Raw genomic sequence first — 21,915 nt, forward strand, 5'->3', positions numbered from 1 at the left:
GTCACCTTCAGGGGCCGGCCGCGCGACCGTCTGCCGTTGTGTTCCCGGGGAGTTACCGTGTCCTTGCATCGCCGTGCCGTTCTTCCGTTGCTGATCGCCGCCGCCACCGCGTTGTCCTGCCCGCAGCCGGCGCAGGCACAGAGTGCGTACTTCTTCCCGCAGGCCACCGACGCGGCCGCATTCGATACGGCCATCCCCACGCCGGAGCAGTTCCTGGGCTATCCGATCGGCAGCCGCTACACCCGGCATGACCAGCTGGTGGCGTACCTGCAGGAACTGGCCCGGCGTTCGGACTCGATCAGCGTGCGCGAGATCGGTCGCAGTTACGAGGGCCGCCCGCTGCTGATCGCCACCGTCACCGCCGCCAGCAACCATGCGCGGCTGGAACAGATCCGCCAGCAGCACGCCACCCTGGTCGATCCGGCGCAGCCGCGCAGCGCCGCCGGCACCAGCCCGGTGGTGGTCTGGCTGGGCTACAGCGTGCATGGCAATGAAACGTCCAGCGCCGAAGCGGCGATGCTGACCGCCTACTACCTGGTGGCCAACCGCAGCGCCGAAACCCGGCAGTGGCTGCAACAGGCGGTGGTGCTGTTCGACCCGGCGCAGAATCCCGATGGCCGCGATCGCGCCGCCAACTGGCACAACGCCTGGGCCTCGGACCCGGCTTCGGCCGACCCGGCCGACAAGGAACATGTCGAACCCTTCCCGCAGGGCCGCACCAACCACTACTTCACCGATCTCAACCGCGACTGGCTGGCGCTGACCCAGCGCGAGTCGCGACCGAAGGTGGAGGTGTTCCATCAGTGGTATCCCAACGTGCAGATCGACTTCCACGAAATGGGCAAGGACAGCACCTACTACTTCGAGCCCTCGCCGAAGAGCATGCACAGCCCGCTGATTCCGCCGGCGTCGTATGAATTCAACAAGACCCTGGCCAAATACCACGCGCAGGCGCTGGATGCGCTGGGTTCGCTGTACTACACGGGTGAGAACTTCGACAACTTCTCGCCTGTGTACGGTTCTACCTATCCGGACTTCCATGGTGCGGTCGGCGTGACCGTCGAACAGGCCAGCTCGCGTGGCCGCGTGCAGGAGTCGGTGAATGGTCTGCTGACCTTCCCCTTCACCATCCGCAATCAGGTCGCCACCGGGCTGGGCACCGTGCGTGGTGCAGTGACCGAGCGCAGCGGCCTGTTCGACCTGCAGAAGCAGTTCTTCCAGAGTGCACTGAAGCAGGCCGCACAGCAGCCGGTGAAAAGCTTCGTGTTCGGTGATGCGCAGGACCCGGCACTGACCCGTCGCCTGCTGGAACTGTTGCTGCTGCATCGCATCGAGGTGCACGCTCTGGATCGCGAGGTGAACGTGGACGGCCAGCGCTTCAGCGCCGGCAGTGCCTACGTGGTGCCGGTGCAGCAGGCGCAGTTCCGCCTGGTGCATTCGATCTTTGCCGAGACCCCGCCGATCAAGGGGGATGTGTTCTATGGCAGCACCAGCTATGCGATCGCGCCCGCCTACGGTGTGGCGTTCGCCGGCAGCCGCAGCCGCATCGACGGGGGGGCACGCGTTCGCGCGCTGCCGGCGGAGCAGGGCGCGGTGCTGGGCGGCCAGGCCGGATTCGCTTATGTGATCGACTGGCGCGACTACAACGCCGGGCGCGCGCTGGCCGCGCTGCAGGGCAAGGGCGTGAGCGCACGTGCGGCGTTCCAGCCGTTCACCACCGCGACCGCGCAGGGCGACGTCAGCTTCGCCGCCGGCAGCCTGGTCATTCCGGTCGCCGGGCAGTCGCTGCAGGGTGTGGCGCTGCTTGAGGCTGTGACGTCCGCCGCGCGCGAAGCGGGAGTGCAGGTGCAGGCACTGTCCAGTGGCCGCAGCCGCGAAGGCATCGATCTCGGCAGTGACGGCGTCAAAGCGCTGCGCAAACCCGTGGTTGCGCTGGTGATGGGTGAGGGCGTGGCGGCCACCGAGATCGGCTCGGCCTGGTTCCTGCTCGACCAGCAGCTGCGGCTTCCCGCCAGCAAGCTCGACCCGCAGCAACTGGGCAAGGTGGCACTGGACCGCTACACCACCATCGTGTTGTCCGGCGGAACCTACAGCGGCGTGGATGCCACGGCCGTGGCCGCGCTGAAACGCTGGGTGCAGGCTGGTGGTTCACTGGTGACCTACGGCAGCGCCGCGAAGTGGGCGATCGAGCAGAAGCTGGCCGACGGCGAGACGCTGGGCAAGGAGGAAGAGGCTGCCGACGCCGGCCGTCGCGCCTTCGGTGACCAGCGCGATATCGCCGCGATCGAGCGGGTCAGCGGCAACATCCTCAGTGCCGACGTCGATACCAGCCATCCGCTCGCCTTCGGCGTGCCGCGACGGCAGCTGGCGATCAACAAGGAGAACACGGTGACGCTGCAGCCAAGCGCGAATCCGTTCTCGACGGTGGTACGCATCGACACGCCGCCGCGGGTGAACGGCTATCTGTCTGAGCGCAACCGCGCGCGGGTGGCGGGCAGCGCGTGGTTGCTGGTGTCGGCGCAGGGGCAGGGCAATGTGGTGCTGTTCGCCGATGACCCGGCGCACCGCAAGTACTGGCACGGGACGGATCGGCTGCTGATCAACGCGATCTTCTTCGGGAATCTGCTGAATCCGGCGAAAGCGCGGGGTTGAGGCTGCACGCATCAGACGGTAGTGCCGGCCGCTGGCCGGCAAGAGAAAAAGACGGCGCGCCAGCGCCGTCCCCGACAGCCCCGCGCAGCGGGAGCAGCGATCAGAAGCTGGCGCGCACGCCCGTCCTGTACTCGGAGGCGTCCTTGTCGAACTGGCCTTCCAGCACAACCCCCCAGGTATCGGTGATGTTCAGCTGTCCGCCCACCACGCCGTACCAGCGGGCATCCTGGCCGTCGCCGCCATTGGCGTAGCCGCCCTTCAGCCAGCCTTCGGCGTGCTCGGTGAACCTGCCGCGCACACCCACCATGCCCAGTACCTGGTTGAAACGAGAGGTCTGGCGGAAGCGCGCATCGCCGAGTCGATGGTCCGACCTGGCCGAACGGTGGTTCCAGGCGAACTCGCTGGTGAAGTCCAGGCGGTCGCTGATCGGTGCGTGATATCCCAGGCCCAGGTACGGAACGTCGAGCGTGGTCTTCATCCGCGCATCGCCGCCATGGTCGCTTGCACTGACGCGGGATGCGCCTGCGATCACATGGAACTGCGGTGCAATTGCGAATGAACCGCGGACATAGCCACCGTCGGCGGTGAAGTCAGCGGCACCGCCGGCATCAAGCTTCAGTCGGTTCCAGCCGCCTTCCACATAGGTGTAGCTGAGCTCGTCGCTGGCCGACGCCAGCAGCGGCGTTGCCAGCAACAGGCAGGTTGCCAGGAGCATCTTGCGCATCGTTCAAGTCCTTGTATGAGGCGGGAGCGCGGCGGACGGCTGGTCCGTGCCGCAGCGCCGGGCCGTGCCGTCAGCGGGTGGACGCAGGTTCCGATCAGAAGCTTGCGCGGACGCCCACGCGGTACTCGGCAAAGTCGTCGTAGAACTGGCCTTCGGCCACCACACCCCAGGTACGGTTGAAGCTGATCTGGCCACCGACGGTGCCTGTCCAGGTGCCATCGAAGTGGTTGTTCCCGTCGATGTAGCCTGCCTTGATCCACGCCTCGGTCATTGCAGACGGCTTGCCGCGAAGGCCGACATTGCCGACGGCGGTATTGACCGAGGCCTTGCTGGTGTAGGTCACGCCATCGGAGTGGATTTCGTCTTTGCCGCTGCGGCGGTTCCATGCCAGGTCGGCGGTGAAGTCCAGCCGGTCGCTGATCGGCATGTGGTAGCCGATGCCCAGATGCGGTTGGTCGAAGGTGGTCTTGACGCTGGAGTATGCGTAGCGGGTGGTATCGGTCACACGCGACCAGCCACCGAACACGTTGACCTGTTCGGCGATGGCGAAGGAGCCACGCACATAGCCGCCATCGGCCTTTGGATCGTTGAGGGCGCGGGAGCTGATCTGGAGCTGGTTCCAGCCCCCTTCCACGTAGCTGTAGCTCATGCCGTCGCTGGCCATGGCAGTCAGCGGAGCGCTGAGCAGCAGGCTGGAAACCAGGAGAATCTTGCGCATCATGCGTGTCCTTATGGCGTTGCGATCCTGGCCGGAACGTGCGGAGACGCGTCCGGTTGCGACGTCATGTCGCCGGCTGAGTCTAGCCAAATTTCACGCGGCGTATACGCCATGCCCGGCGGCGATGACGGCGGGTAGCGAACCATTCAGGAAGTGCCCGGCGCTTTGCACAACAAAAAAGGGCGCAACTTGCGCTGCGCCCTTTCGTGCATCACAGGTGCGGATGATCAGCCGGCGCGACCGCCGCCGTTGCCACCCTGGCCGCGGCCACGGCCGCCACCATTGCCACCACCGCCACGACGCTGGCCCTGGCCCGCGCCCGCACGCTGCTGGCCATTGCCACCGCCCTCGCGACGGCCACCACCGGCCTTCTTCGGGCCCGCGTGCGCATGGCGCGGTGCATCGCCGTGCGGACGACGTGCGTGGCTCTTGCGCGGTGCGCGCTCGCCGGTATCGTGCTCGGCCTTGCCCGGCGCACTGTTGCCCCAGCGGATCGGCACCTGCAGCTCGAAGCCCGGCACATCACGGATGTCCATGTCTCGGCCCAGCAGGCGCACGATCGCGCGCAGCAGCTTCACTTCATCCTGCGCCACCAGCGAAATCGCCTGGCCGGTGGAACCGTTGCGGCCGGTACGGCCGATGCGGTGCACGTAATCCTCGGCCACCATCGGCAGATCGAAGTTGATCACCTTCGGCAGTTCGTTGATGTCGATGCCACGTGCGGCGATGTCGGTGGCCACCAGCACGGTCACCCGGCCGGCCTTGAAATCGCCCAGTGCACGCAGGCGCTGGCCCTGGCTCTTGTTGCCATGGATCGCCGCGGTCTTGATGCCCGACTTTTCCAGGAACGTGGCCAGCTTGTCGCTGCCGTGCTTGGTGCGGGCGAACACCAGCGTCTGCTCGCGGCTGTCCTGCGCCAGCAGGTGCAGCAGCAGGTCGCGCTTGCGGCCGGCATCGACCGGGTGCACGCGGTGGGTAATGGTTTCGGCCACGGTGTTCTTCGGCGTCACCTGGATCTGTTCCGGGTTGCGCATGAACTCCAGCGCCAGCTGGCGGATGTTGTCCTCGAAGGTGGCCGAGAACAGCAGGGTCTGGCGGTTCTGCTTCGGCAGCTTGGCCAGGATGCGCTTGATCGACGGCAGGAAGCCCATGTCGAGCATGCGATCGGCTTCGTCCAGGATCAGCACTTCGATGCCGGACAGGTCGACGCTGCGACGCTCCAGGTGATCGATCAGGCGGCCCGGGCAGGCCACCAGCAGGTCCACGCCACGGCGCAGGATGTCCAGCTGGTTGCCCATGCCGACGCCGCCGTAGATGCAGGCGCTGGGGATGCGCAGATACTTGCTGTAACCGCGCAGGCTGTCATGCACCTGGGTAGCCAGCTCGCGGGTCGGGGCCAGGATCAGCGCGCGCGGCTTGCGCGGGCCGGCGCGCACTTCCTGCGAGGCGGTGCCCAGGTGCTGCAGCAGCGGCAGGCCGAAGGCGGCGGTCTTGCCGGTGCCGGTCTGAGCGCCGGCCAGCAGGTCGCGACCGGCCAGCGCCAGCGGGATCGCCTGCTGCTGGATCGGGGTCGGGTTTTCGTAGCCCTGCTCGGCGAGCGCACGCAGCAGGAAGGGCGCCAGGCCCAGCGATTCAAAAGACATTGAGTTTGCTCCAAGTACAAGAAACGCCTGTCCGAACGGACAGACGGGGGCAGATCAGAGTGATCGGCTGACTCGGAGCGTTCCCGTGAACCGCGCTGCGAGAAGTTGGGTGCAGCCGGCGCGGAGCGCAGGCTGGAATGCGTGACGAACGGTGTCGGAGTGGGGGCGGGCGACGGGGCGGACCCCGGACGCCGGCGATCCCGAAGGGAAACGGACGGCCGCTGCAGACCTGCATAGTCTAACCGATGGCTGAGACCTCGCGCAAAAAGCCCCGTTCAGGTAGGGGGGCTCTCCGCAGGGCTGCGCCCTGCACCCGCAGAGGCCGAAGCGACGTCAACGTCAAAGGCGGGTTTCCTGAGGGATGGCGGGGTGGGTCCGGTTGCGGGGGACGCCGTGAACCCCCCTCCGGGGTCCGGCCCAGCCGCCGGCGGCTGGGCGTTCGGGCGCTTGCGAAGCAGTGCTTCGCAAGCAAAGCGCCCTCACCCATGGGGGCTTGGCCGCGGCATCCATGCCGCGGACACTCCCGCCACCGGACCCACCCCGCCTTCGACAGTTTTCCGCGATCTGTCAGATCTCATTCGATCAATTTCGATGTCTGATCGATTTCGACGGTGAATGATGTGGATGTTCGATCCGTCATCGGGAAATTGTCGGGGGTGGGGCGGTGTGGGCGGGCAGGACCGTTGGCGCCATGGATGGCGCCATCGAGCCCCCAAGGATGGGTTTACGGCGTGTCCTGCCCGCCCACACCGCCCCGCCAAACCCGCGGACAACCCAGAGCCGGCTGTTGCCTTTGACGTTGCCGTTGCATTGAGCAGGTGCAGGGCTGCAAGCCCTGCCGACCCCCCACTACGGTAGGGTGGGCCGATGCCGCGCTGCAGCTTGGCGCCGCCACAGATTTGATTACACTTGAAACTTGTTTGCCCACGACTCCGGACACCCACCCATGAAGCTTGGTTCTTTGAAGGAAGGCGGCCGCGACGGCACCCTGATCGTCGTCTCGCGTGACCTGCGCCACGGCGTGCGCGCCACCGGCATTGCCGCCACCCTGCAGCAGGCCCTGGAGGACTGGAGCCGCATCGCGCCGCGCCTGAACGCCCTGTCCGAATCGCTCAATGCCGGCGACGCCGATGGCGTGTTCGACCTCGATCCGCAGGCGCTGGCCGCGCCGATGCCGCGCGCCTATGAATTTGTCGATGGCAGCGCCTACCTGCCGCACGTGGAGCGCGTACGCCGCGCCCGCGGCGCCGAAGTGCCGGAGAGCTTCTACACCGACCCGCTGATGTACCAGGCCACCAGCGCCGGTTTCTACGGCCCGCGCGATGCGGTCAAGGTAGTCAGCGAGGACTACGGCATCGACCTGGAAGCGGAGATCGTGGTGATCACCGACGACGTGCCGATGGCGGCCACCCCGGAGCAGGCCGCTGGCCACATCCAGCTGGTCGGCCTGGTCAACGATGTCTCGCTGCGCAACCTGATTCCGGGCGAGCTGGCCAAGGGCTTCGGCTTCCTGCAGTCCAAGCCGCGTTCGGCGCTGTCGCCGGTGTTCGTCACCCCCGACGAGCTGGGCGCTGCGTGGCAGGACAGCAAGGTGCATCTGCCGCTGCTGACCCACATCAACGGCCAGTGGTTCGGTGCGCCGGAAGCGGGCGTGGACATGCAGTTCAATTTCGCCCAGCTGGTCGCACATGCGGCCAAGACCCGTCCGCTGGGTGCCGGCACCATCGTCGGCTCGGGCACCATCGCCAACGAAGACACCAGCAAGGGCGCCTCGTGCTTCGCCGAACAGCGCGTGGTCGAAACCCTGCGCGACGGCAAACCGAGCACGCCGTTCATGTCGTTCGGCGATGTGGTGCGCATTGAAATGCTCGATGCCGCCGGCAACAGCATCTTCGGTGCCATCGAACAGCGCGTCGAGCAGGCGGCCAAGCCCTGAGCATGGAGGCGGCGATGGACATCCTGGTTGACGACGGCATCGTGCTGTACACCTACTGGCGATCCAGCGCCGCCTACCGCGTGCGCATCGGCCTGGAGCTGAAGGGCCTGGCCTGGGAAGCGCGGCCGGTGCACCTGGTGCGCGAGGGCGGCGAGCAGCATCTGCAGGCTTACCGCGCGCTCAACCCACAGCAGCTGGTGCCGACCCTGCTGCACGAGGGACACGCGCTGACCCAGTCGTTGGCGATCCTGGAATACCTGGATGAGCGTTTCCCGCAGGTGCCGCTGCTGCCGGCCGACGCTGCCGGCCGTGCGCGGGTGCGGGCCCTGGCCCAGCTGGTGGCCTGCGATATCCATCCGATCAACAACCTGCGGGTGATGCAGTACCTGGAGCGCGCGCTGCAACTGCCGGCCGATGCCCGCACGCAGTGGACCCTGCACTGGATCGCCGAAGGCTTTGCCGCGATGGAAGCGATGCTGGCCAACAGCCGCGACACCGGCACCTTCTGCCACGGCGACCGCCCCGGCCTGGCCGACCTTTGCCTGCTGCCGCAGCTGTACAACGCCCAGCGCTTCGGCCTGGACCTGGCGCCGTACCCGACTCTGCGCCGCATCGAAGCGGCCTGCCAGGCGCTGGACGCCTTCGACCGCGCGCGCCCGGAAAACCAGCCCGACGCCGCCTGATCCCAAAAAGGGGACGGAGGGGATTAAGTCGTAAGTGCACATACGACCTAATCCCCTCCGTCCCCTTTTTTCGCTCAGAAGCCGTGGGTGATGGTGGGCTGGGTTGGCGATGAGAAATCCGCGTACGGATCGTGCTCGCCGCTGCTGCCTTCGGACAGGCGGAACTTCAGCGCCAGGCCATCGCGCGAATCAGCTGCACGCAGCGCCTCTTCCTGCTCGATCACGCCGCTCTTGGCCAGCCGGAACAGGCACTGGTCGAAGCTCTCCATGCCTTCCTCCAGCGAACCTTCCATCGCCGCCTTGATCTCGTGCACCTGGCCGCGGCGCAGCAGGTCGCGGATCATCGGCGTATTGATCAGCACCTCGGTGGCCGGCAGGCGGCGGCCTTCCTTGTTCTTCACCAGGCGCTGGCTGATCACCGCACGCAGGTTCAGCGCCAGGTTCATCAGCACGTTCTTGTGTGCGCTTTCCGGGAAGAAGTTCAGGATGCGCTCGATGGTCTGGTCGGCGTTGTTGGAGTGCAGGGTGGCCAGGCACAGGTGGCCGGTCTCGGCGAAGGCGATCGCCGCCTCCATCGTCTCCGCGTCCAGGATCTCGCCGATCAGGATCACGTCCGGCGCTTCACGCATCGCGTTCTTCAGCGCGTTGTGGAAGGCATGGGTATCCAGCCCGACCTCGCGCTGGTTGACGATCGACATCTTGTGCTTGTGCAGGTACTCGATCGGGTCCTCGATGGTGAGGATGTGACCGGTGGTGGTGCTGTTGCGGTGGTCGATCATCGACGCCAGCGAGGTGGACTTGCCCGAGCCGGTGGACCCCACCACCAGCACCAGCCCGCGCGGGGTCATGATGACGTCCTTCAGCACCTGCGGCAGGTTCAGCTCCTCGATGCTCGGGATGCGGCTGCGGATGGCGCGGATGACCATGCCGACCTCGCCGCGCTGCTTGAACACGTTGACGCGGAAGCGCCCGGCATCGGGCAGGGCAATGGCCATGTTGAGTTCCAGCTCGCGCTCGAACTGCGGCACCTGGCCTTCGTCCATCAACGAGTAGGCGATCTTCTTGACCATGCCCGGCGGCAGGCCGGTGTTGCCCAGCGGATAAAGCTTCCCCTCGATCTTGATGTAGACCGGTGCCCCGGTGGTCAGGAACATGTCCGAAGCGTTCTTTTCGGTCATCAGCTTCAGGAAGTAGCCGATATCCATTGCGAATTTTCCCCAACGAAACGGCCGACGCCCGTTGCCAGCACGGTGTCGGCTTGACGACAATGGCCGTGAACCGACAACCGGTACGGCCTCCCCAATGAAACGACTTAGCTTCGCACGAATGCGCCATGTCCTGTATGTGATGGCGTTTGCATTCGCACTGTCTGCCCCCGCCTGGGCGCAGGACGCCGCGCTGGAACTGGCGCAGGCCCGGCAGGCGGTGGACAAGGCCACCCAGGCCGATGCCGACCAGTACGCCCCGGACCTGATCGGCCTGGCCCGCCAGGGCCTGGAGCAGGCCCAGCGTGCCGCCGCCGACCGCCGCGAGCGCAAGAATGCCCCGGCGATGGCCCTGCGTGCCGCTGCCGACGCCGACCTGGCGCGTGTGCGCAGCGAGGAAGCCACGGCCACCGCCCAGCTGCAGCTGCGCCGCAACGAGGTCAACCAGCTGCAGCGCCAGCTGTCGACCGGGGAGGACCGCCGATGAAGCCGATTACTGCCGCAACCCTGGCCGCGCTGCTGGCGCTGCCCGCGCTGGCCATGGCCGCCGACAACCCGATGGTGGCGCAGCTGAGCCAGCGCCTGATGGCCATCCAGGCCAACCCGGACACCGCCGAGCTGGGCGCCTTCGAGCGCATGCAGGCGCAGCAGGCCATCGCCACCCTGGACAAGGCCAAGCGCCGCGACCAGGAGCTGGCCACCTACCTGGCCGAGCGCCGTGTGGAGATTGCCGAGACCGCCGTGCGTACCGCCCTGGCCGCGCGCGAGGTTGACCGCCTGGAGCGGACCCGCAGCGACCTGCTGATCGAGGCCAGCCGCCGTGATGCCGCACGTGCCCGCCAGGAAGCGGAGCAGCTGCGCATGCAGGCGCAGATGCAGGCCGAGGAGGCCGAGCGCCTGCGTCAGGCCGCCGAGGCCGAGACCCTGGCCCGCCAGGATGCCGAGAATGCCCTGACCAGCGTAGCCGGCAAGCAGCAGCAGCGGCTCAGCGCCGCCCAGCAGAACGCCGCCAAGCTGGCCCGCGAGGAAGCCGAGCTGGTGTCCGGGCAGAAGCTGCCGGGTTCGAAGTTCGATGGCCGCGGCGAGGTCTTCACCTTCCGTGGCGATGCGTTTGCCGCCGGTGCCTCCAGCCTGTCCGGCGGCGCCCGCAACCAGGCCAAGGCGTTGGCCGAGTACCTGAACATCGGCAAGAAGGGCCGCCTGCGCATCGAGGCCTACGACAGCGCCAACGGCGTGGGCCAGAAGCGGGCCGAGGCGCTGCGCGATGCCTTGGTCGCGGCCGGTGTCGCAAGCAACCGCATCCAGCTCGCCGGCAAGAAGGCGGCCTCCACCCAGGCACGTTCGGCCGAGGTCATCATCGCCCCGTAATTGCTTGATATTGTTTGTTTTTCGTTGCAATGAGCATTCAGCCTGAACCCCGCCCCGGCGGGGTTCGGTCTTTTTGCCGCAGGGGCTTGAACCCCGCCCGGAGCAGGCGTAGGGTCAATCGTCCGGGACGCAATGCCGCGGACCGGACGATGGGAGGGCCGGGCCGATGCAAGCAGGGCGCGAACCGCAGCAGACCGACGTGCGCAGGCCAGTGCCGCAGGTCGTTGCAGGCGTCCAGGTGGCCATCGACCGGCGCTCCTCCATGAACAACGCCCCGTGCCTTGCGGCCGGGGCGTTCGTGTATCTGTCGAAGGAGGTCCATCATGTTTGAAGATCAGCCCCAGAGCGAGATCGACGCACGTCGTGCGCGGGATCCGGAGTTCAGGGCACTCCATGACCAGCACCGCAAGTTGAACAAGAAGTGCATGGATGCGGAGTTGGGTGTACTCCCGATCGATGATGTCACCCTGGGTCGCATGAAGCGCGAGAAGCTGCTGGCCAAGCAACGACTTCTGCGAATGTACGCAACACCGCTCTCAGCACCATCCCCCACGCTTTGACGCACCCCGTCACGCCCGGAACGGCGTGGCCCGGCCATTGATGGCCCCGCCAGGCGCTCCTGCCCTGGCATCGCGGCACCGCCGATGAGGCGGCCGCGCCAAGGCACCACAGGCCGTGGTGCCTTGGCCTGCAGGCACAACTCACCGATGCGGGCGGTACCGGTCTCCTCGTCGATCCGGGGCCGTCCGCATCCCTTTTCCGGGCAGGATGCGGGCGCCCGCGCGCCGACCTGACATTCCGCGCCATCCGTCGGATAATCATCGGTCCGGCCCTGCGTGGCGCGAATCGAAAGTCCTCCGAATGCCCATCCATTCCTCCGTGCTCGAACTCATCGGCCAGACCCCGATCGTCAAGGCCCAGCGCCTGGATACCGGTGTCTGCGAGCTCTACCTGAAGCTCGAAAGCGCCAACCCGGGCGGATCGATCAAGGATCGCATCGGCCTGTCGATGATCGAGGCGGCGGAGCAGCGCGGCGAGCTGAAGCCCGGTGCCACCCTGGTGGAGGGCACCGCCGGCAACACCGGCCTGGGCCTGGCGCTGGTGGCCCAGCAGAAGGGCTATAAGCTGATTCTGGTCGTTCCCGACAAAATGAGCCGGGAAAAGATCTTCAACCTGAAGGCGATGGGCGCCGAGGTGCGCCTGACCCGTTCAGACGTGGCCAAGGGCCACCCGGAGTACTACCAGGACCTGGCCAAGACCATCGCCGAGCAGACCCCCGGCGCGTACTTCATCAACCAGTTCGGCAACCCGGACAATCCGGCCGCGCACGAATTCGGCACCGGCCCGGAAATCCTGGAGCAGATGGGCGGCGATCTCGACGCCATCGTATTCGGCTGTGGCAGTTCGGGCACCATGACCGGCCTGTCGCGGGCCTTCGCCAAGCTGTCGCCGAAGACCGAACTGGTGCTGGCCGACCCGGTGGGCTCGATCCTGGCCGAGTACATCAATGACGGCACGCTCAACGACAAGTCGGGCAGCTGGCTGGTGGAGGGCATCGGCGAGGATTTCCTGCCGTCGATCTCCGATTTCAGCCGGGTGAAGAAGGCCTATGCCATCACCGATGCGGAAAGCTTCCATACCGCCCGCGAGCTGCTGGGCAAGGAAGGCATCCTGGGCGGTTCGTCCACCGGCACCCTGCTGGCCGCCGGCCTGAAGTACTGCCGCGAGCAGACCACGCCGAAGAAGGTGCTGGTGCTGGTGCCCGATACCGGCAACAAGTACCTGTCCAAGATGTACAACGACTACTGGATGCTGGACAACGGCTTCCTGCAGCGCCCGCAGCACGGCGACCTGCGCGACCTGATCCTGCGCCCCTACGGCCAGCGCGACACCGTGGTGATCGGCCCGAACGATCTGCTGACCACCGCCTACCAGCGCATGAAGCTGTACGACGTGTCGCAGCTGCCGGTGATGGACGGCGACCAGCTGGTCGGCATCGTCGATGAAAGCGACGTGCTGCTGCACGTCTACGGCGACGAAGCGCGTTTCCGCGACTCGGTGGCCACTGCGATGGTCAGCAAGCTGGACCGGCTGGACGTCAAATCGCCGATCGAAGCGCTGCTGCCGGTGTTCGACCGTGGGCAGGTGGCGATCGTGATGGACGGCGACGCCTTCCTGGGCCTGATCACCCGCATCGACCTGCTGAACTATCTGCGCCGTCGCGTGCAGTAAGCCGCTGATCGGCGACATTCGCCACTGAATCCCGGTTTATCTGCGTCAAAGGTCGTTAAGGCCGCGCTGATAGACTCCCGATCCTTTGACGGCGCCGCCTGCCGGCGCCCACCAGGAAAGAACATGTCCAACGCTACTTCCCAGGATCGCGCCCTGGCCCTGGCTACCCTGGCCATCCATGGCGGCCAGTCGCCGGACCCGAGCACCGGCGCAGTGATGCCGCCGATCTACGCCACCTCGACCTACGCCCAGTCCAGCCCGGGCGAGCACCAGGGCTTCGAGTACTCGCGTACGCACAATCCGACCCGCTTCGCCTATGAGCGCTGCGTGGCGTCGCTGGAAGGCGGCAGCCGCGGCTTCGCCTTCGCCTCGGGCATGGCGGCCAGCTCGACCGTGATCGAGCTGCTGGACGCCGGCAGCCACGTGGTAGCGATGGACGATATCTATGGCGGCAGCTTCCGCCTGTTCGAGCGCGTGCGTCGCCGCACCGCCGGGCTGGATTTCAGCTTCGTCGACCTGACCGATCTGGCGGCCTTCGAAGCGGCCATCACGCCGAAGACGAAGATGGTGTGGATCGAGACCCCGACCAACCCGATGCTGAAGATCGTGGACATCGCTGCGGTGACCGCCATCGCCAAGCGCCATGGCCTGATCGTGGTGGTCGACAACACCTTCGCCTCGCCGATGCTGCAGCGTCCGCTGGAACTGGGCGCCGACCTGGTGCTGCATTCGGCCACCAAGTACCTCAACGGCCACTCGGACATGGTCGGCGGCATGGTGGTGGTCGGCGACAACGCCGAACTGGCCGAACAGATGGCCTTCCTGCAGAACTCGGTGGGTGGCGTGCAGGGCCCGTTCGACAGCTTCCTGGCCCTGCGTGGCCTGAAGACCCTGCCGCTGCGCATGAAGGCGCACTGCGCCAACGCGCTGGCCCTGGCGCAGTGGCTGGACAAGCACCCGGCGGTGGAGAAGGTGATCTACCCGGGCCTGCCGTCGCACCCGCAGCACGAGCTGGCCGGCAAGCAGATGGCCGGCTACGGCGGCATCGTCTCGATCGTGCTCAAGGGCGGTTTCGAGGCGGCCAAGCGCTTCTGCGAGAAGACCGAACTGTTCACCCTGGCCGAGTCGCTGGGCGGCGTGGAAAGCCTGGTCAACCACCCGGCGGTGATGACCCATGCCTCCATTCCGGTCGCGCGCCGCGAGCAGCTGGGCATCAGCGATGCGCTGGTGCGCCTGAGCGTGGGCGTGGAAGACCTGGGTGATCTGCAGGTGGATCTGGAGAGGGCGTTGCAGTGAGCGGGAATCTCTCTCCGGCGTCTGCCATTTCCAGCCTGTTCCGGCACCATCGACTGATCGTGCAGTTGGCCAAGCGGGAAGTGCTCGGGCGCTACCGCGGTTCGATCGCGGGCCTGACCTGGTCATTCTTCAATCCGTTGTTGATGCTCGCGGTGTATACGTTCGTCTTTTCGTACGTGTTCAACGCCCGCTGGGCGGGGGCCGTGGAAGGCAGTCGCGCCGAATTCGCCGTGATCCTGTTCGCAGGCATCATGGTCCATGCGTTCTTGACCGAATGCATCTCGAAGGCGCCGAACCTCATCATGGGCAACGCCAGCTACGTCAAGAAGGTGGTCTTCCCTCTGGAGATCCTGACCTGGTCGGCGGTGGCTTCGGCCTTCTTCCATCTGCTGATCACGTTGACGGTTCTGTTGATCGCGCAGTACGCATTGCTCGGGCGCTTGCCATTGACGGTGCTGTACTTCCCGATCGTGATCTTCCCGCTGGTACTGGTTGCGCTCGGCGTGACCTGGTTCTTCGCGGCGCTGGGCGTCTACTACCGCGATATCGGCCAGATCACCGGCCTGCTGGCCACGGTGCTGCTATTCATGAGCCCTGCGCTCTACCCGGTGACGTCCCTGCCAGAAGGGATGCGCAAGTACATCTATCTCAACCCGCTGTCCTTCATCATCGAACAATCGCGCAACGTCCTGATGTGGGGAATTGCACCCGATTGGATCTCGCTGCTGAAGTACACGATCGTCAGCCTGCTGATTGCCTACATCGGCTACTACTGGTTCCAGCTTGTCCGTCGAGGTTTCGCCGATGTTGTCTGAGCATCGCCTGCCCTCAGTGCTCCGTTCGAGGAAGAAAGCATGAGCGATATCGCCATCCGGGTAGAAGATGTCTCCAAGTGCTACCAGGTCTACGAGAAGCCGCACGATCGGGTGAAGCAGGCGCTGCTGCCCCGTATCCGGCGAGTCGCAGGGTTGGCCGAAAAGCGCTACTTCCGCGAATTCTGGGCCGTGCGCAGCCTGTCGTTTGAAGTTCGCCGTGGCGACACGGTGGGCATCATCGGTCGAAACGGCTCGGGCAAGTCCACGTTGCTGCAGATGATCTGCGGCACGCTGGCGCCGACAACGGGCAACGTTCACGTGCAGGGGCGGGTAGCCGCCCTGCTGGAACTGGGCGCCGGCTTCAACCCCGAGTTCACCGGCCGCGAGAATGTCTACCTCAGCGCGGCCATCCTGGGCCTCAGCCGCCAGGAAGTGGACCAGCGCATGGATCGCATCCTGGCCTTTGCCGATATCGGCGATTTCGTCGATCAGCCGGTCAAGGTCTATTCCAGCGGCATGTACGTCCGATTGGCGTTTGCCGTGATCGCACATGTAGACGCCGATGTCCTGGTCGTAGACGAGGCGCTGGCCGTGGGTGACGCGGTGTTTGTGCAGAAGTGCATGCGCTTCCTGCGCTCGTTCCGCGAGCGCGGCACCCTGCTGTTCGTCAGCCACGACACCGGTTCAGTGCTCAGCTTCTGCCAGTCTGCGATCTGGCTGGATCGCGGCGTCATGCGCAGCCATGGGACCGCGCAGGAAACCACCCAGTCCTACATCGAATACTGCGCGCAGGAGAGCTACGGCGACGAAGTGAAGCTGCAGGCGCTGGACGATCGCAAGGCCGCCGCAGCACGCGGCCCCAGCCGGGCACCGGCCAAGGTTGAAGAAGAGCTGCGGCTGGAGCTGTTCGACAACATCGCCCACTCCGATGGCTGGAAGTCGGGTGAAGCCTCCATCCTGGACGTGAAGCTCACCAATCTTGACGACCCGGGCCGGCCGTTCTTCCTCGGCGGGGAAGCGGTCAACCTGCGCATCCGCGCGCGCGTGGAACGCGACATGGTGAGCCCGATCCTGGGCTTCTTCGTGAAGGATGGCCTTGGTCAGTCCCTGTTCGGCGAACACACCTTCACCCATGTCCAGCCCGCCCTGACCGTGGCTGGTGGCCAGGAGATCGAAGCGGAGTTCGACTTCCATCTGCCCCTGCTGCCCAACGGCGACTACTCGATGACGGTGTCGGTTGCCGAAGGCGACCCGGTGACCAATACCCAGCACCACTGGCTGCACGATGCGCTGATCCTGCGCGTGTCTTCGCCGGTTCTCCGCTATGGCCTGGTCGGCATTCCGTTCGAGCGCGTGCAGATGCGAGTGATGGAGGCAGAATGAGCACCTATCAGTGCCAGATTGCCGAGCTCTCCAGCAGCGACCCGCGGATTTCCGTCGGCAGGTTCACCTACGGCAGCCCCCAGTTCAAGGTGTGGGAGGACGGCGAGTCGGTGACCATCGGTGCGTTCTGCTCCATCGCTGACGAGGTGGTGTTGTTTGGCGGTGGCGAGCACCGGCCGGAATGGGTGACCACCTATCCGCTGCGCATTGCCTTCGGTGATCCTCTGGCCGGCAAGGATGGTCATCCAGCAACGAAAGGGCCGACCCGCATTGGTAACGATGTATGGATCGGCTATGGCGCCACGGTGATGTCCGGCGTCACCGTGGGCGACGGTGCCATCATCGGTGCGCGCGCTGTGGTCACGCGTGACGTCCCGCCCTATGCCATCGTCACGGGCAACCCGGCGCGGGTAGCGCGCTATCGTTTCAGCGAAGAAGTCATCGCTGCGCTGCTGGACATCCGGTGGTGGGATTGGCCGATTGAAAAGATCCATGCCAACCAGGGCGCGCTGTGTGGAGGCAGCATCGACGAATTCGTCGCGCAGTTTCGATAACTTTCCCGGCCCGCCCCGTCTTGCCTTCCGCGCTGCCAGCCACTGGATTGAGAATGCCATGATTGACCTTCCCATCAACAACGCAATGTTCATCAAGCCCCGCAACACGCCTGAAAGCGCGTGGCTGGGTCACATCCCGTTTGCAGCCTGGATGATCCAGGTGCAGCGTCCGGATGTGTTCGTGGAGCTTGGAACGCACCGGGGTGCCTCGTTCTTCGCTGTCTGCCAGGCGGTGCTGGAAACCGGCGCGCCGACGCAGTGCTTTGCCGTTGATACCTGGGAAGGAGACGAACACGCAGGCAAGTACGGCGACGAGATCTTCGCGCCCGTCGCAGACTATCGACAGCGCAACTACGCGGACTTCTCCACGCTGATGCGCATGCGTTTCGAGGAAGCCGTAGAGTATTTTGAAGACGGCAGCGTGGATCTGCTTCATATCGACGGCCTGCACACCTACGAGGCTGTCCGCAGTGATTTCGAGACGTGGGAGCGCAAGCTGTCCCGTCGCGCCGTGGTCCTGTTCCACGACATCAACGTGCGGGAACGCGGCTTTGGCGTGTGGCGCTACTGGGCCGAGATCCAGGCGCGGTACCCGTCGTTCTCTTTCAGCCATACCCATGGCCTGGGTGTGCTGCTGGTAGGCCCGGAACAGCCCGAGGCACTGCTGTCCCTGTGCAACAGCGCGGGCACTGAAGAGGGCAGCGTCCTGGTCAACCGTCTGTTCGAGATGCTGGGCCGATTGATCGGCGCCAACGTGGACATCGGCACGCTGGCGCGCGAACAGGGCCGCCTTGCGGGTTTGCTGCATCAGCGTGAAGTATCCGAGGCCGGTGCCTGCCAGCGCGTCGATCAGCTCCAGCTCGAGCTGGCCCAGGCCAATGACGCCTTGAGGGAGCAGCGTGAGCGCAACAGTGCGCTGGCCGCCTCGGTCAGCAATGCGGCGATCGCCGACGAACTGCGTGAGTTCGCCGCCCGCGCCGAATCCCGGGAAGCGGACCTGTCCGGCCAGACCCGCCAGTTGCAGGAGGCGTTGACTGCGACCCGTGACGCGTTGCAGCAGTCTCACCTTGAGCTGGAGAAGATGCGGACATCCACCAGCTGGAAGGCGATGGGGCCGTTCAGACGCATCCGCAGGTGGTTTGGTTGATCCACCATCGTTCTGACGTTGTTGTATGAAGTCGCCTGGAAACGGAAGCCGAAAATGACGCCTTGGCGTGTTGTAGTCCTCGATACAAAGAGGAGCAATCCAAATCACTATATCTATCTGGCCATCGTCAACGCGCTGCGCCAGAGTGACCGCGTCGAGTACGTCGCCGCGGCCGATTACCGCGCGGCATTGCATGAAGCGCAGCGCGGCAACTGCAACCTCTTCATCGCCTTCGATGGAGAGGAGCTTGATCGGTCGATTGTCGAGCGTATCGCTGGGCTGTGCGAACGCAGCGTGCTCTGGATCACTGAGGATCCTTACGAACGGCGAGTGAATCAGGCCAACGCCGACCTGTTCGATCTTGTGTTCAGCAATGACACCGGCAGCGTTGCTGCATACGGCGAGAAGGGGCGTTCGCTGGTGTTCGCCGCCGATCCGGAGTTCCACTTCCATCCGGTTCCGTCCAGCGACCACGGTCACTACCTGTATGACCTGTTCTTTGCCGGGACGGCGTGGCCCAACCGCGCCGAGTTCCTGGCAAGTCTGCAGCGCCAGCTTCCCGACATCCGCCTGAAGCTTGCGCTGCCATCGAATCCCTACATTCCTGCTCCGAAGCTGAACATGGAGCAGAGTGCGTACGACTGGCGCACGCCGAACACCGAGTTCGCGAAGTTCGCCAACCGCAGCCGCGCCGTGCTGACCCTGCACCGTGCCTTCTCGTCGTCCGGCAATGAGCCCGTCGCGCATACGCCCGGCCCGCGATTCTTCGAAGTCGCGCTGGCTGGAGGCTTCCAGCTGGTCGACATGTCTCTGCCAGAGATCCGGGTGCAGGATTTCTACGAAGAGAACAAGGAATTCATCGGCTTCCGCGATGTCGGTGAATGCATCGAGAAGCTGGCCTACTATCTTTCACACCCGGATGAGCGCCTCGAGATCACCCGCAGGGCACAGGCAAAGACGCGCCAGATGCATCTGTATGCGCATCGTGTGACGCGCTTGCTTGCCGAGATTGACTCGCTGCCACCGCGATCCATCCAGGACGTGGCGCCGCCGTCTGCGGTGATCGATCAGGCTGCTCCGCGCCAGCGCGTTCTGGTGGTATCGCACAACACCACCGGCGTGGCTCCCTACGGCGGCGTCGAGGTTTACCAGGAGTCGGTCCGGCTGGCGCTCGCAGGCCAGTTTGAATTCTGGTTCTACACCCCGGATCGCTCTGCCAAGCCGCTGGGCAAGGCCTACAGCCTGCGTGATGAGAACCTCCAGGTTGTTGAGACCGTCTCCTTCCCGGACGGGCTCAATCCTGACCTGTTGACCTGCCCGCAACGTGAGGCGGCGTTCTCCGATCTGCTGCGCAGGTACGGGATCGAACTGGTGCATTTCCAGCATCTGATCGGGCACCCACTGTCGCTGCCGCTGCTGACGCGGCCGCTGGGCATCCGCTCGCTGCTGAGTCTGCATGACTACTATGGAATCTGCGCGCGCTTCAATCTGGTGGACTACCGCGGTGTGTACTGCGGTATCGACAAGCTTCCGAAGGAAACCTGCGATGTCTGCCTGAACGCGGCGGATGGCGCGGGCGCGGGCAGCCAGGCGCGACGTCGCGCCTTCATGGGGCGCGTGCTTTCCGAGATCGACGTTCTGCATGCCAACACGCCTGGTGTGGCCGCGATGTTCACCAGTCTCTACCCGCAGCTCAGCGCGGCGGGGAAGATCGAGGTGAATGGCGTTCCCATGCCGCGCGCCGATGTCCTTGCCACCGAACGGAGGGAGGCATCGGTAGACGGCCCGTTGAGGATCGCGGTACCGGGCAACTTCACCCGCAACAAGGGCGGCAATGAACTTGTCCACGCGTTCAACCAGCTGCGCGACGACGATGTCCAGATCGACATTCTCGGCCCGGTTGCCGCCGAGTACGAGCCGATTCTGGATGTTCTGAAGATTCCCAATCTGCATGTACATGGTCCCTACGCCCCCGGTTCGCTGCCCAGGCTGTTGCGTGACCACGATGTCTCGATTCATTTCTCGATCTGGCCTGAAACCTACTGCATCAGCCTGTCCGAGGCCTGGGCTGCAGGCCTGGTTCCGATCGTGGCCGACATCGGTGCACTGGGTGAACGTGTGAGCGATCGCGTCAATGGATTGAAGGTGCCGCTCTGTGAGGCCGGCGCGCTTGTCCATGCGGTACGTACGCTTGCAGCTGACCGCGCGCAGTTGCTGAACATGCGCTCCAATATCGGCCATGGCGAACTGTGCCAGCACGACGCCCATATGGCGTGGCTGTCTTCAACCTACTCGCGGCTGATGCCGCAGGCGCGTATCACGGCATCGCCGGGAACGCAGCGGAAGGGCAACACCATCGCCGATCTGGGCATCCTTCTGGTGGATCCGCGCTGGCTGCACCCGCCGGTCGGCTCGACGGTGGCCGGTGGAGGAAGCTCCCCATTGGCGCCCGTCGCGCCTGTCAGTCTGCCCAGACGTGCGTGGCGCTACCTGCGGACACATGGTTTGCGACGCACGCTGGGGCGCGTCATCCAGGCGATCGCTCGGCGGATGGAAGGTTGATCAATGAAGAATGAAAGCTTGAGCCGGGTGCTGGTGACGGGTGCTTGTCCGGACAATCACAATCGCAATACCGTGCTGCGTGATTATGTCGCCGAGGGATTTGGCCAGATTGATGCGGTGAGTGCCGTCGCGACCTGCCCATTGGAGCGTGCTGCAGAGGTCGCAGCCGTGTTCAGCCCCGATGTCGTGCTGTGCTTCGGATCCTGCATGCCCGATGATGCCGACTACGCGCAGCTGCGGCAGTGGTGCAGCGAGTCGGGTGCGTGCATGGTGTTCTGGCTGCATGACGACCCCTACGAGTTCGACTACAACTACAAGCTCGATGGTGTAGCCGACATCGTTTTCAGCAACGACCGTTGGTGCGCGGCGCACTATGCGCATCCGTGGGCGCGGCATCTTCCGCTGGCGGCCAGCAAGGCCGCCCACTGGCGTGACAGCCAGGGCACCAAGAGCATCAATCTGTTCTTCTGTGGCGTTGCTTTCGACAACCGCAAGCGCCTGCTGAAGGATCTGCGAGGCACGCTTGAACGGCATGATGCGCTGATCCTCGGAGATGGCTGGCCGAAGGACCTCCCGTTCTGCGAGAACCGCCGGCTGGGCAACTCCGAGCTCTCGGATCACTACGCGCGTGCCGCGCTCACGCTCAACATGGGGCGTGATTTCCATTACGCCAACGATCGCTTCAAGCTTGACCCCTCCACGCCGGGTCCACGCACGTTTGAAGCGGCCATGGCCGGCGCCGCCCAGTTGTTCTTCGTGGAGAGCCTGGAGATCATCGACTACTACGATCCTGCGAAGGAAATCGTGCTCTACAACTCGGGCCACGAATTCTCGCGCCTGGTGGATGATCTGCTTGCCTCGCCCGAGGCGTGTGGCCGGATCGGACAGGCCGCGCAGGCGCGCACGCTGAGCGACCACACCTACGCGGTACGCGCAGCAACCATCATCGACGAAGTGGCACGCTGGAGGCAGCGGGCCTGAGGCCCGCTCCACGCTT

At 65.3% G+C, this 21,915-nt stretch carries 18 protein-coding genes; 14 read left to right on the forward strand and 4 right to left on the reverse strand.

Features of this window, described 5'->3' with window-relative positions; genetic code table 11:
* The first annotated feature begins 57 nt into the window (after window positions 1–57).
* Window positions 58–2,652 carry a M14 family metallopeptidase gene (locus C9412_RS14250; RefSeq protein WP_107232226.1) on the forward strand — a complete coding sequence of 865 codons (2,595 nt, stop codon included), beginning with the start codon at window positions 58–60 and terminating at the stop codon, window positions 2,650–2,652.
* A 100-nt stretch (window positions 2,653–2,752) separates the two neighbouring features.
* On the opposite strand, the gene C9412_RS14255 is transcribed toward C9412_RS14250, so the two are convergent.
* The 3 genes from C9412_RS14255 to C9412_RS14265 form a co-directional block, all read right to left on the reverse strand.
* Window positions 2,753–3,376 (reverse strand): hypothetical protein, encoded by a 624-nt coding sequence (locus C9412_RS14255; protein ID WP_107232227.1) that lies wholly within the window; start codon window positions 3,374–3,376, stop codon window positions 2,753–2,755.
* A 94-nt stretch (window positions 3,377–3,470) separates the two neighbouring features.
* Window positions 3,471–4,094: a hypothetical protein gene (locus tag C9412_RS14260; RefSeq protein ID WP_107232228.1), complete on the reverse strand. Its 624-nt coding sequence runs from the start codon at window positions 4,092–4,094 to the stop codon at window positions 3,471–3,473.
* A 227-nt stretch (window positions 4,095–4,321) separates the two neighbouring features.
* Window positions 4,322–5,737 carry a DEAD/DEAH box helicase gene (locus tag C9412_RS14265; RefSeq protein ID WP_107232229.1) on the reverse strand — a complete coding sequence of 472 codons (1,416 nt, stop codon included), beginning with the start codon at window positions 5,735–5,737 and terminating at the stop codon, window positions 4,322–4,324.
* A 946-nt stretch (window positions 5,738–6,683) separates the two neighbouring features.
* Between C9412_RS14265 and C9412_RS14275 the strand changes: the two genes are divergently transcribed.
* Together C9412_RS14275 and maiA are read left to right on the forward strand one after the other, a co-directional pair.
* Window positions 6,684–7,673, forward strand: coding sequence for a fumarylacetoacetate hydrolase family protein (locus tag C9412_RS14275; protein WP_107232231.1), 990 nt, complete (start codon window positions 6,684–6,686; stop codon window positions 7,671–7,673).
* A 14-nt stretch (window positions 7,674–7,687) separates the two neighbouring features.
* Window positions 7,688–8,356, forward strand: a complete 669-nt coding sequence (gene maiA / locus C9412_RS14280) for a maleylacetoacetate isomerase (protein ID WP_107232232.1) — start codon at window positions 7,688–7,690, stop codon at window positions 8,354–8,356.
* Between the two features lie 74 nt (window positions 8,357–8,430).
* On the opposite strand, the gene C9412_RS14285 is transcribed toward maiA, so the two are convergent.
* A complete protein-coding gene (locus C9412_RS14285) occupies window positions 8,431–9,561 on the reverse strand; it encodes a PilT/PilU family type 4a pilus ATPase (protein ID WP_107232233.1) in 1,131 nt (376 codons plus the stop codon).
* 121 nt (window positions 9,562–9,682) lie between these two features.
* Between C9412_RS14285 and C9412_RS14290 the strand changes: the two genes are divergently transcribed.
* The 11 genes from C9412_RS14290 to C9412_RS14340 all read left to right on the forward strand — a co-directional run bounded on the left by C9412_RS14290 (window position 9,683) and on the right by C9412_RS14340 (window position 21,899).
* Entirely contained in the window at window positions 9,683–10,048 is a 366-nt protein-coding gene (locus C9412_RS14290; RefSeq protein WP_057496724.1) for a DUF4398 domain-containing protein, read from the forward strand.
* Window positions 10,045–10,929 (forward strand): hypothetical protein, encoded by an 885-nt coding sequence (locus C9412_RS14295; RefSeq protein WP_107232234.1) that lies wholly within the window; start codon window positions 10,045–10,047, stop codon window positions 10,927–10,929. Before C9412_RS14290 ends, C9412_RS14295 begins: the two co-directional genes overlap by 4 nt.
* Window positions 10,930–11,252: 323 nt before the next feature.
* The gene (locus C9412_RS14300) at window positions 11,253–11,489 is read left to right on the forward strand and encodes a YdcH family protein (RefSeq protein ID WP_057496722.1); all 237 of its coding nucleotides are present in this window, start codon (window positions 11,253–11,255) and stop codon (window positions 11,487–11,489) included.
* Window positions 11,490–11,790: 301 nt separating this feature from the next.
* Complete coding sequence (locus C9412_RS14305; protein WP_107232235.1) at window positions 11,791–13,161, forward strand: pyridoxal-phosphate dependent enzyme; 1,371 nt, start codon at window positions 11,791–11,793, stop codon at window positions 13,159–13,161.
* A gap of 123 nt (window positions 13,162–13,284) precedes the next feature.
* Complete coding sequence (locus C9412_RS14310) at window positions 13,285–14,457, forward strand: cystathionine gamma-synthase (RefSeq protein WP_107232236.1); 1,173 nt, start codon at window positions 13,285–13,287, stop codon at window positions 14,455–14,457.
* Window positions 14,454–15,272 (forward strand): ABC transporter permease, encoded by an 819-nt coding sequence (locus C9412_RS14315; protein ID WP_107232237.1) that lies wholly within the window; start codon window positions 14,454–14,456, stop codon window positions 15,270–15,272. The genes C9412_RS14310 and C9412_RS14315 overlap by 4 nt, the downstream gene beginning before the upstream one ends.
* A gap of 39 nt (window positions 15,273–15,311) precedes the next feature.
* Window positions 15,312–16,655 carry an ABC transporter ATP-binding protein gene (locus C9412_RS14320; protein WP_107232238.1) on the forward strand — a complete coding sequence of 448 codons (1,344 nt, stop codon included), beginning with the start codon at window positions 15,312–15,314 and terminating at the stop codon, window positions 16,653–16,655.
* Window positions 16,652–17,209 carry a CatB-related O-acetyltransferase gene (locus C9412_RS14325; protein WP_107232239.1) on the forward strand — a complete coding sequence of 186 codons (558 nt, stop codon included), beginning with the start codon at window positions 16,652–16,654 and terminating at the stop codon, window positions 17,207–17,209. Before C9412_RS14320 ends, C9412_RS14325 begins: the two co-directional genes overlap by 4 nt.
* On the forward strand, window positions 17,148–18,356 hold the full coding sequence (locus C9412_RS14330; protein WP_258190247.1) for a class I SAM-dependent methyltransferase: 1,209 nt from the start codon (window positions 17,148–17,150) through the stop codon (window positions 18,354–18,356). The genes C9412_RS14325 and C9412_RS14330 overlap by 62 nt, the downstream gene beginning before the upstream one ends.
* Before the next feature lie 54 nt (window positions 18,357–18,410).
* Window positions 18,411–20,918 carry a glycosyltransferase gene (locus C9412_RS14335; RefSeq protein ID WP_107232240.1) on the forward strand — a complete coding sequence of 836 codons (2,508 nt, stop codon included), beginning with the start codon at window positions 18,411–18,413 and terminating at the stop codon, window positions 20,916–20,918.
* A gap of 3 nt (window positions 20,919–20,921) precedes the next feature.
* Window positions 20,922–21,899: a glycosyltransferase gene (locus C9412_RS14340; protein ID WP_107232241.1), complete on the forward strand. Its 978-nt coding sequence runs from the start codon at window positions 20,922–20,924 to the stop codon at window positions 21,897–21,899.
* The last annotated feature ends 16 nt before the right edge of the window (window positions 21,900–21,915 follow it).

The organism is Stenotrophomonas sp. Nf1 (genome assembly GCF_003028475.1).
In the GTDB taxonomy this organism is placed as follows: domain Bacteria; phylum Pseudomonadota; class Gammaproteobacteria; order Xanthomonadales; family Xanthomonadaceae; genus Stenotrophomonas.

What these genes read in the sequence shown, in the direction of transcription:
- C9412_RS14265 (WP_107232229.1), bottom strand. Translation starts at nt 5,737, where the DNA reads ATGTCTTTTGAATCGCTGGGCCTGGCGCCCTTCCTGCTGCGTGCGCTC.
- C9412_RS14275 (WP_107232231.1), top strand. Translation starts at nt 6,684, where the DNA reads ATGAAGCTTGGTTCTTTGAAGGAAGGCGGCCGCGACGGCACCCTGATC.
- C9412_RS14320 (WP_107232238.1), top strand. Translation starts at nt 15,312, where the DNA reads ATGAGCGATATCGCCATCCGGGTAGAAGATGTCTCCAAGTGCTACCAG.
- C9412_RS14310 (WP_107232236.1), top strand. Translation starts at nt 13,285, where the DNA reads ATGTCCAACGCTACTTCCCAGGATCGCGCCCTGGCCCTGGCTACCCTG.
- C9412_RS14335 (WP_107232240.1), top strand. Translation starts at nt 18,411, where the DNA reads ATGACGCCTTGGCGTGTTGTAGTCCTCGATACAAAGAGGAGCAATCCA.
- C9412_RS14305 (WP_107232235.1), top strand. Translation starts at nt 11,791, where the DNA reads ATGCCCATCCATTCCTCCGTGCTCGAACTCATCGGCCAGACCCCGATC.
- C9412_RS14255 (WP_107232227.1), bottom strand. Translation starts at nt 3,376, where the DNA reads ATGCGCAAGATGCTCCTGGCAACCTGCCTGTTGCTGGCAACGCCGCTG.
- C9412_RS14295 (WP_107232234.1), top strand. Translation starts at nt 10,045, where the DNA reads ATGAAGCCGATTACTGCCGCAACCCTGGCCGCGCTGCTGGCGCTGCCC.
- C9412_RS14300 (WP_057496722.1), top strand. Translation starts at nt 11,253, where the DNA reads ATGTTTGAAGATCAGCCCCAGAGCGAGATCGACGCACGTCGTGCGCGG.
- C9412_RS14260 (WP_107232228.1), bottom strand. Translation starts at nt 4,094, where the DNA reads ATGCGCAAGATTCTCCTGGTTTCCAGCCTGCTGCTCAGCGCTCCGCTG.
- C9412_RS14330 (WP_258190247.1), top strand. Translation starts at nt 17,148, where the DNA reads ATGCCAACCAGGGCGCGCTGTGTGGAGGCAGCATCGACGAATTCGTCG.
- C9412_RS14325 (WP_107232239.1), top strand. Translation starts at nt 16,652, where the DNA reads ATGAGCACCTATCAGTGCCAGATTGCCGAGCTCTCCAGCAGCGACCCG.
- C9412_RS14290 (WP_057496724.1), top strand. Translation starts at nt 9,683, where the DNA reads ATGCGCCATGTCCTGTATGTGATGGCGTTTGCATTCGCACTGTCTGCC.
- maiA (WP_107232232.1), top strand. Translation starts at nt 7,688, where the DNA reads ATGGACATCCTGGTTGACGACGGCATCGTGCTGTACACCTACTGGCGA.
- C9412_RS14340 (WP_107232241.1), top strand. Translation starts at nt 20,922, where the DNA reads ATGAAGAATGAAAGCTTGAGCCGGGTGCTGGTGACGGGTGCTTGTCCG.
- C9412_RS14285 (WP_107232233.1), bottom strand. Translation starts at nt 9,561, where the DNA reads ATGGATATCGGCTACTTCCTGAAGCTGATGACCGAAAAGAACGCTTCG.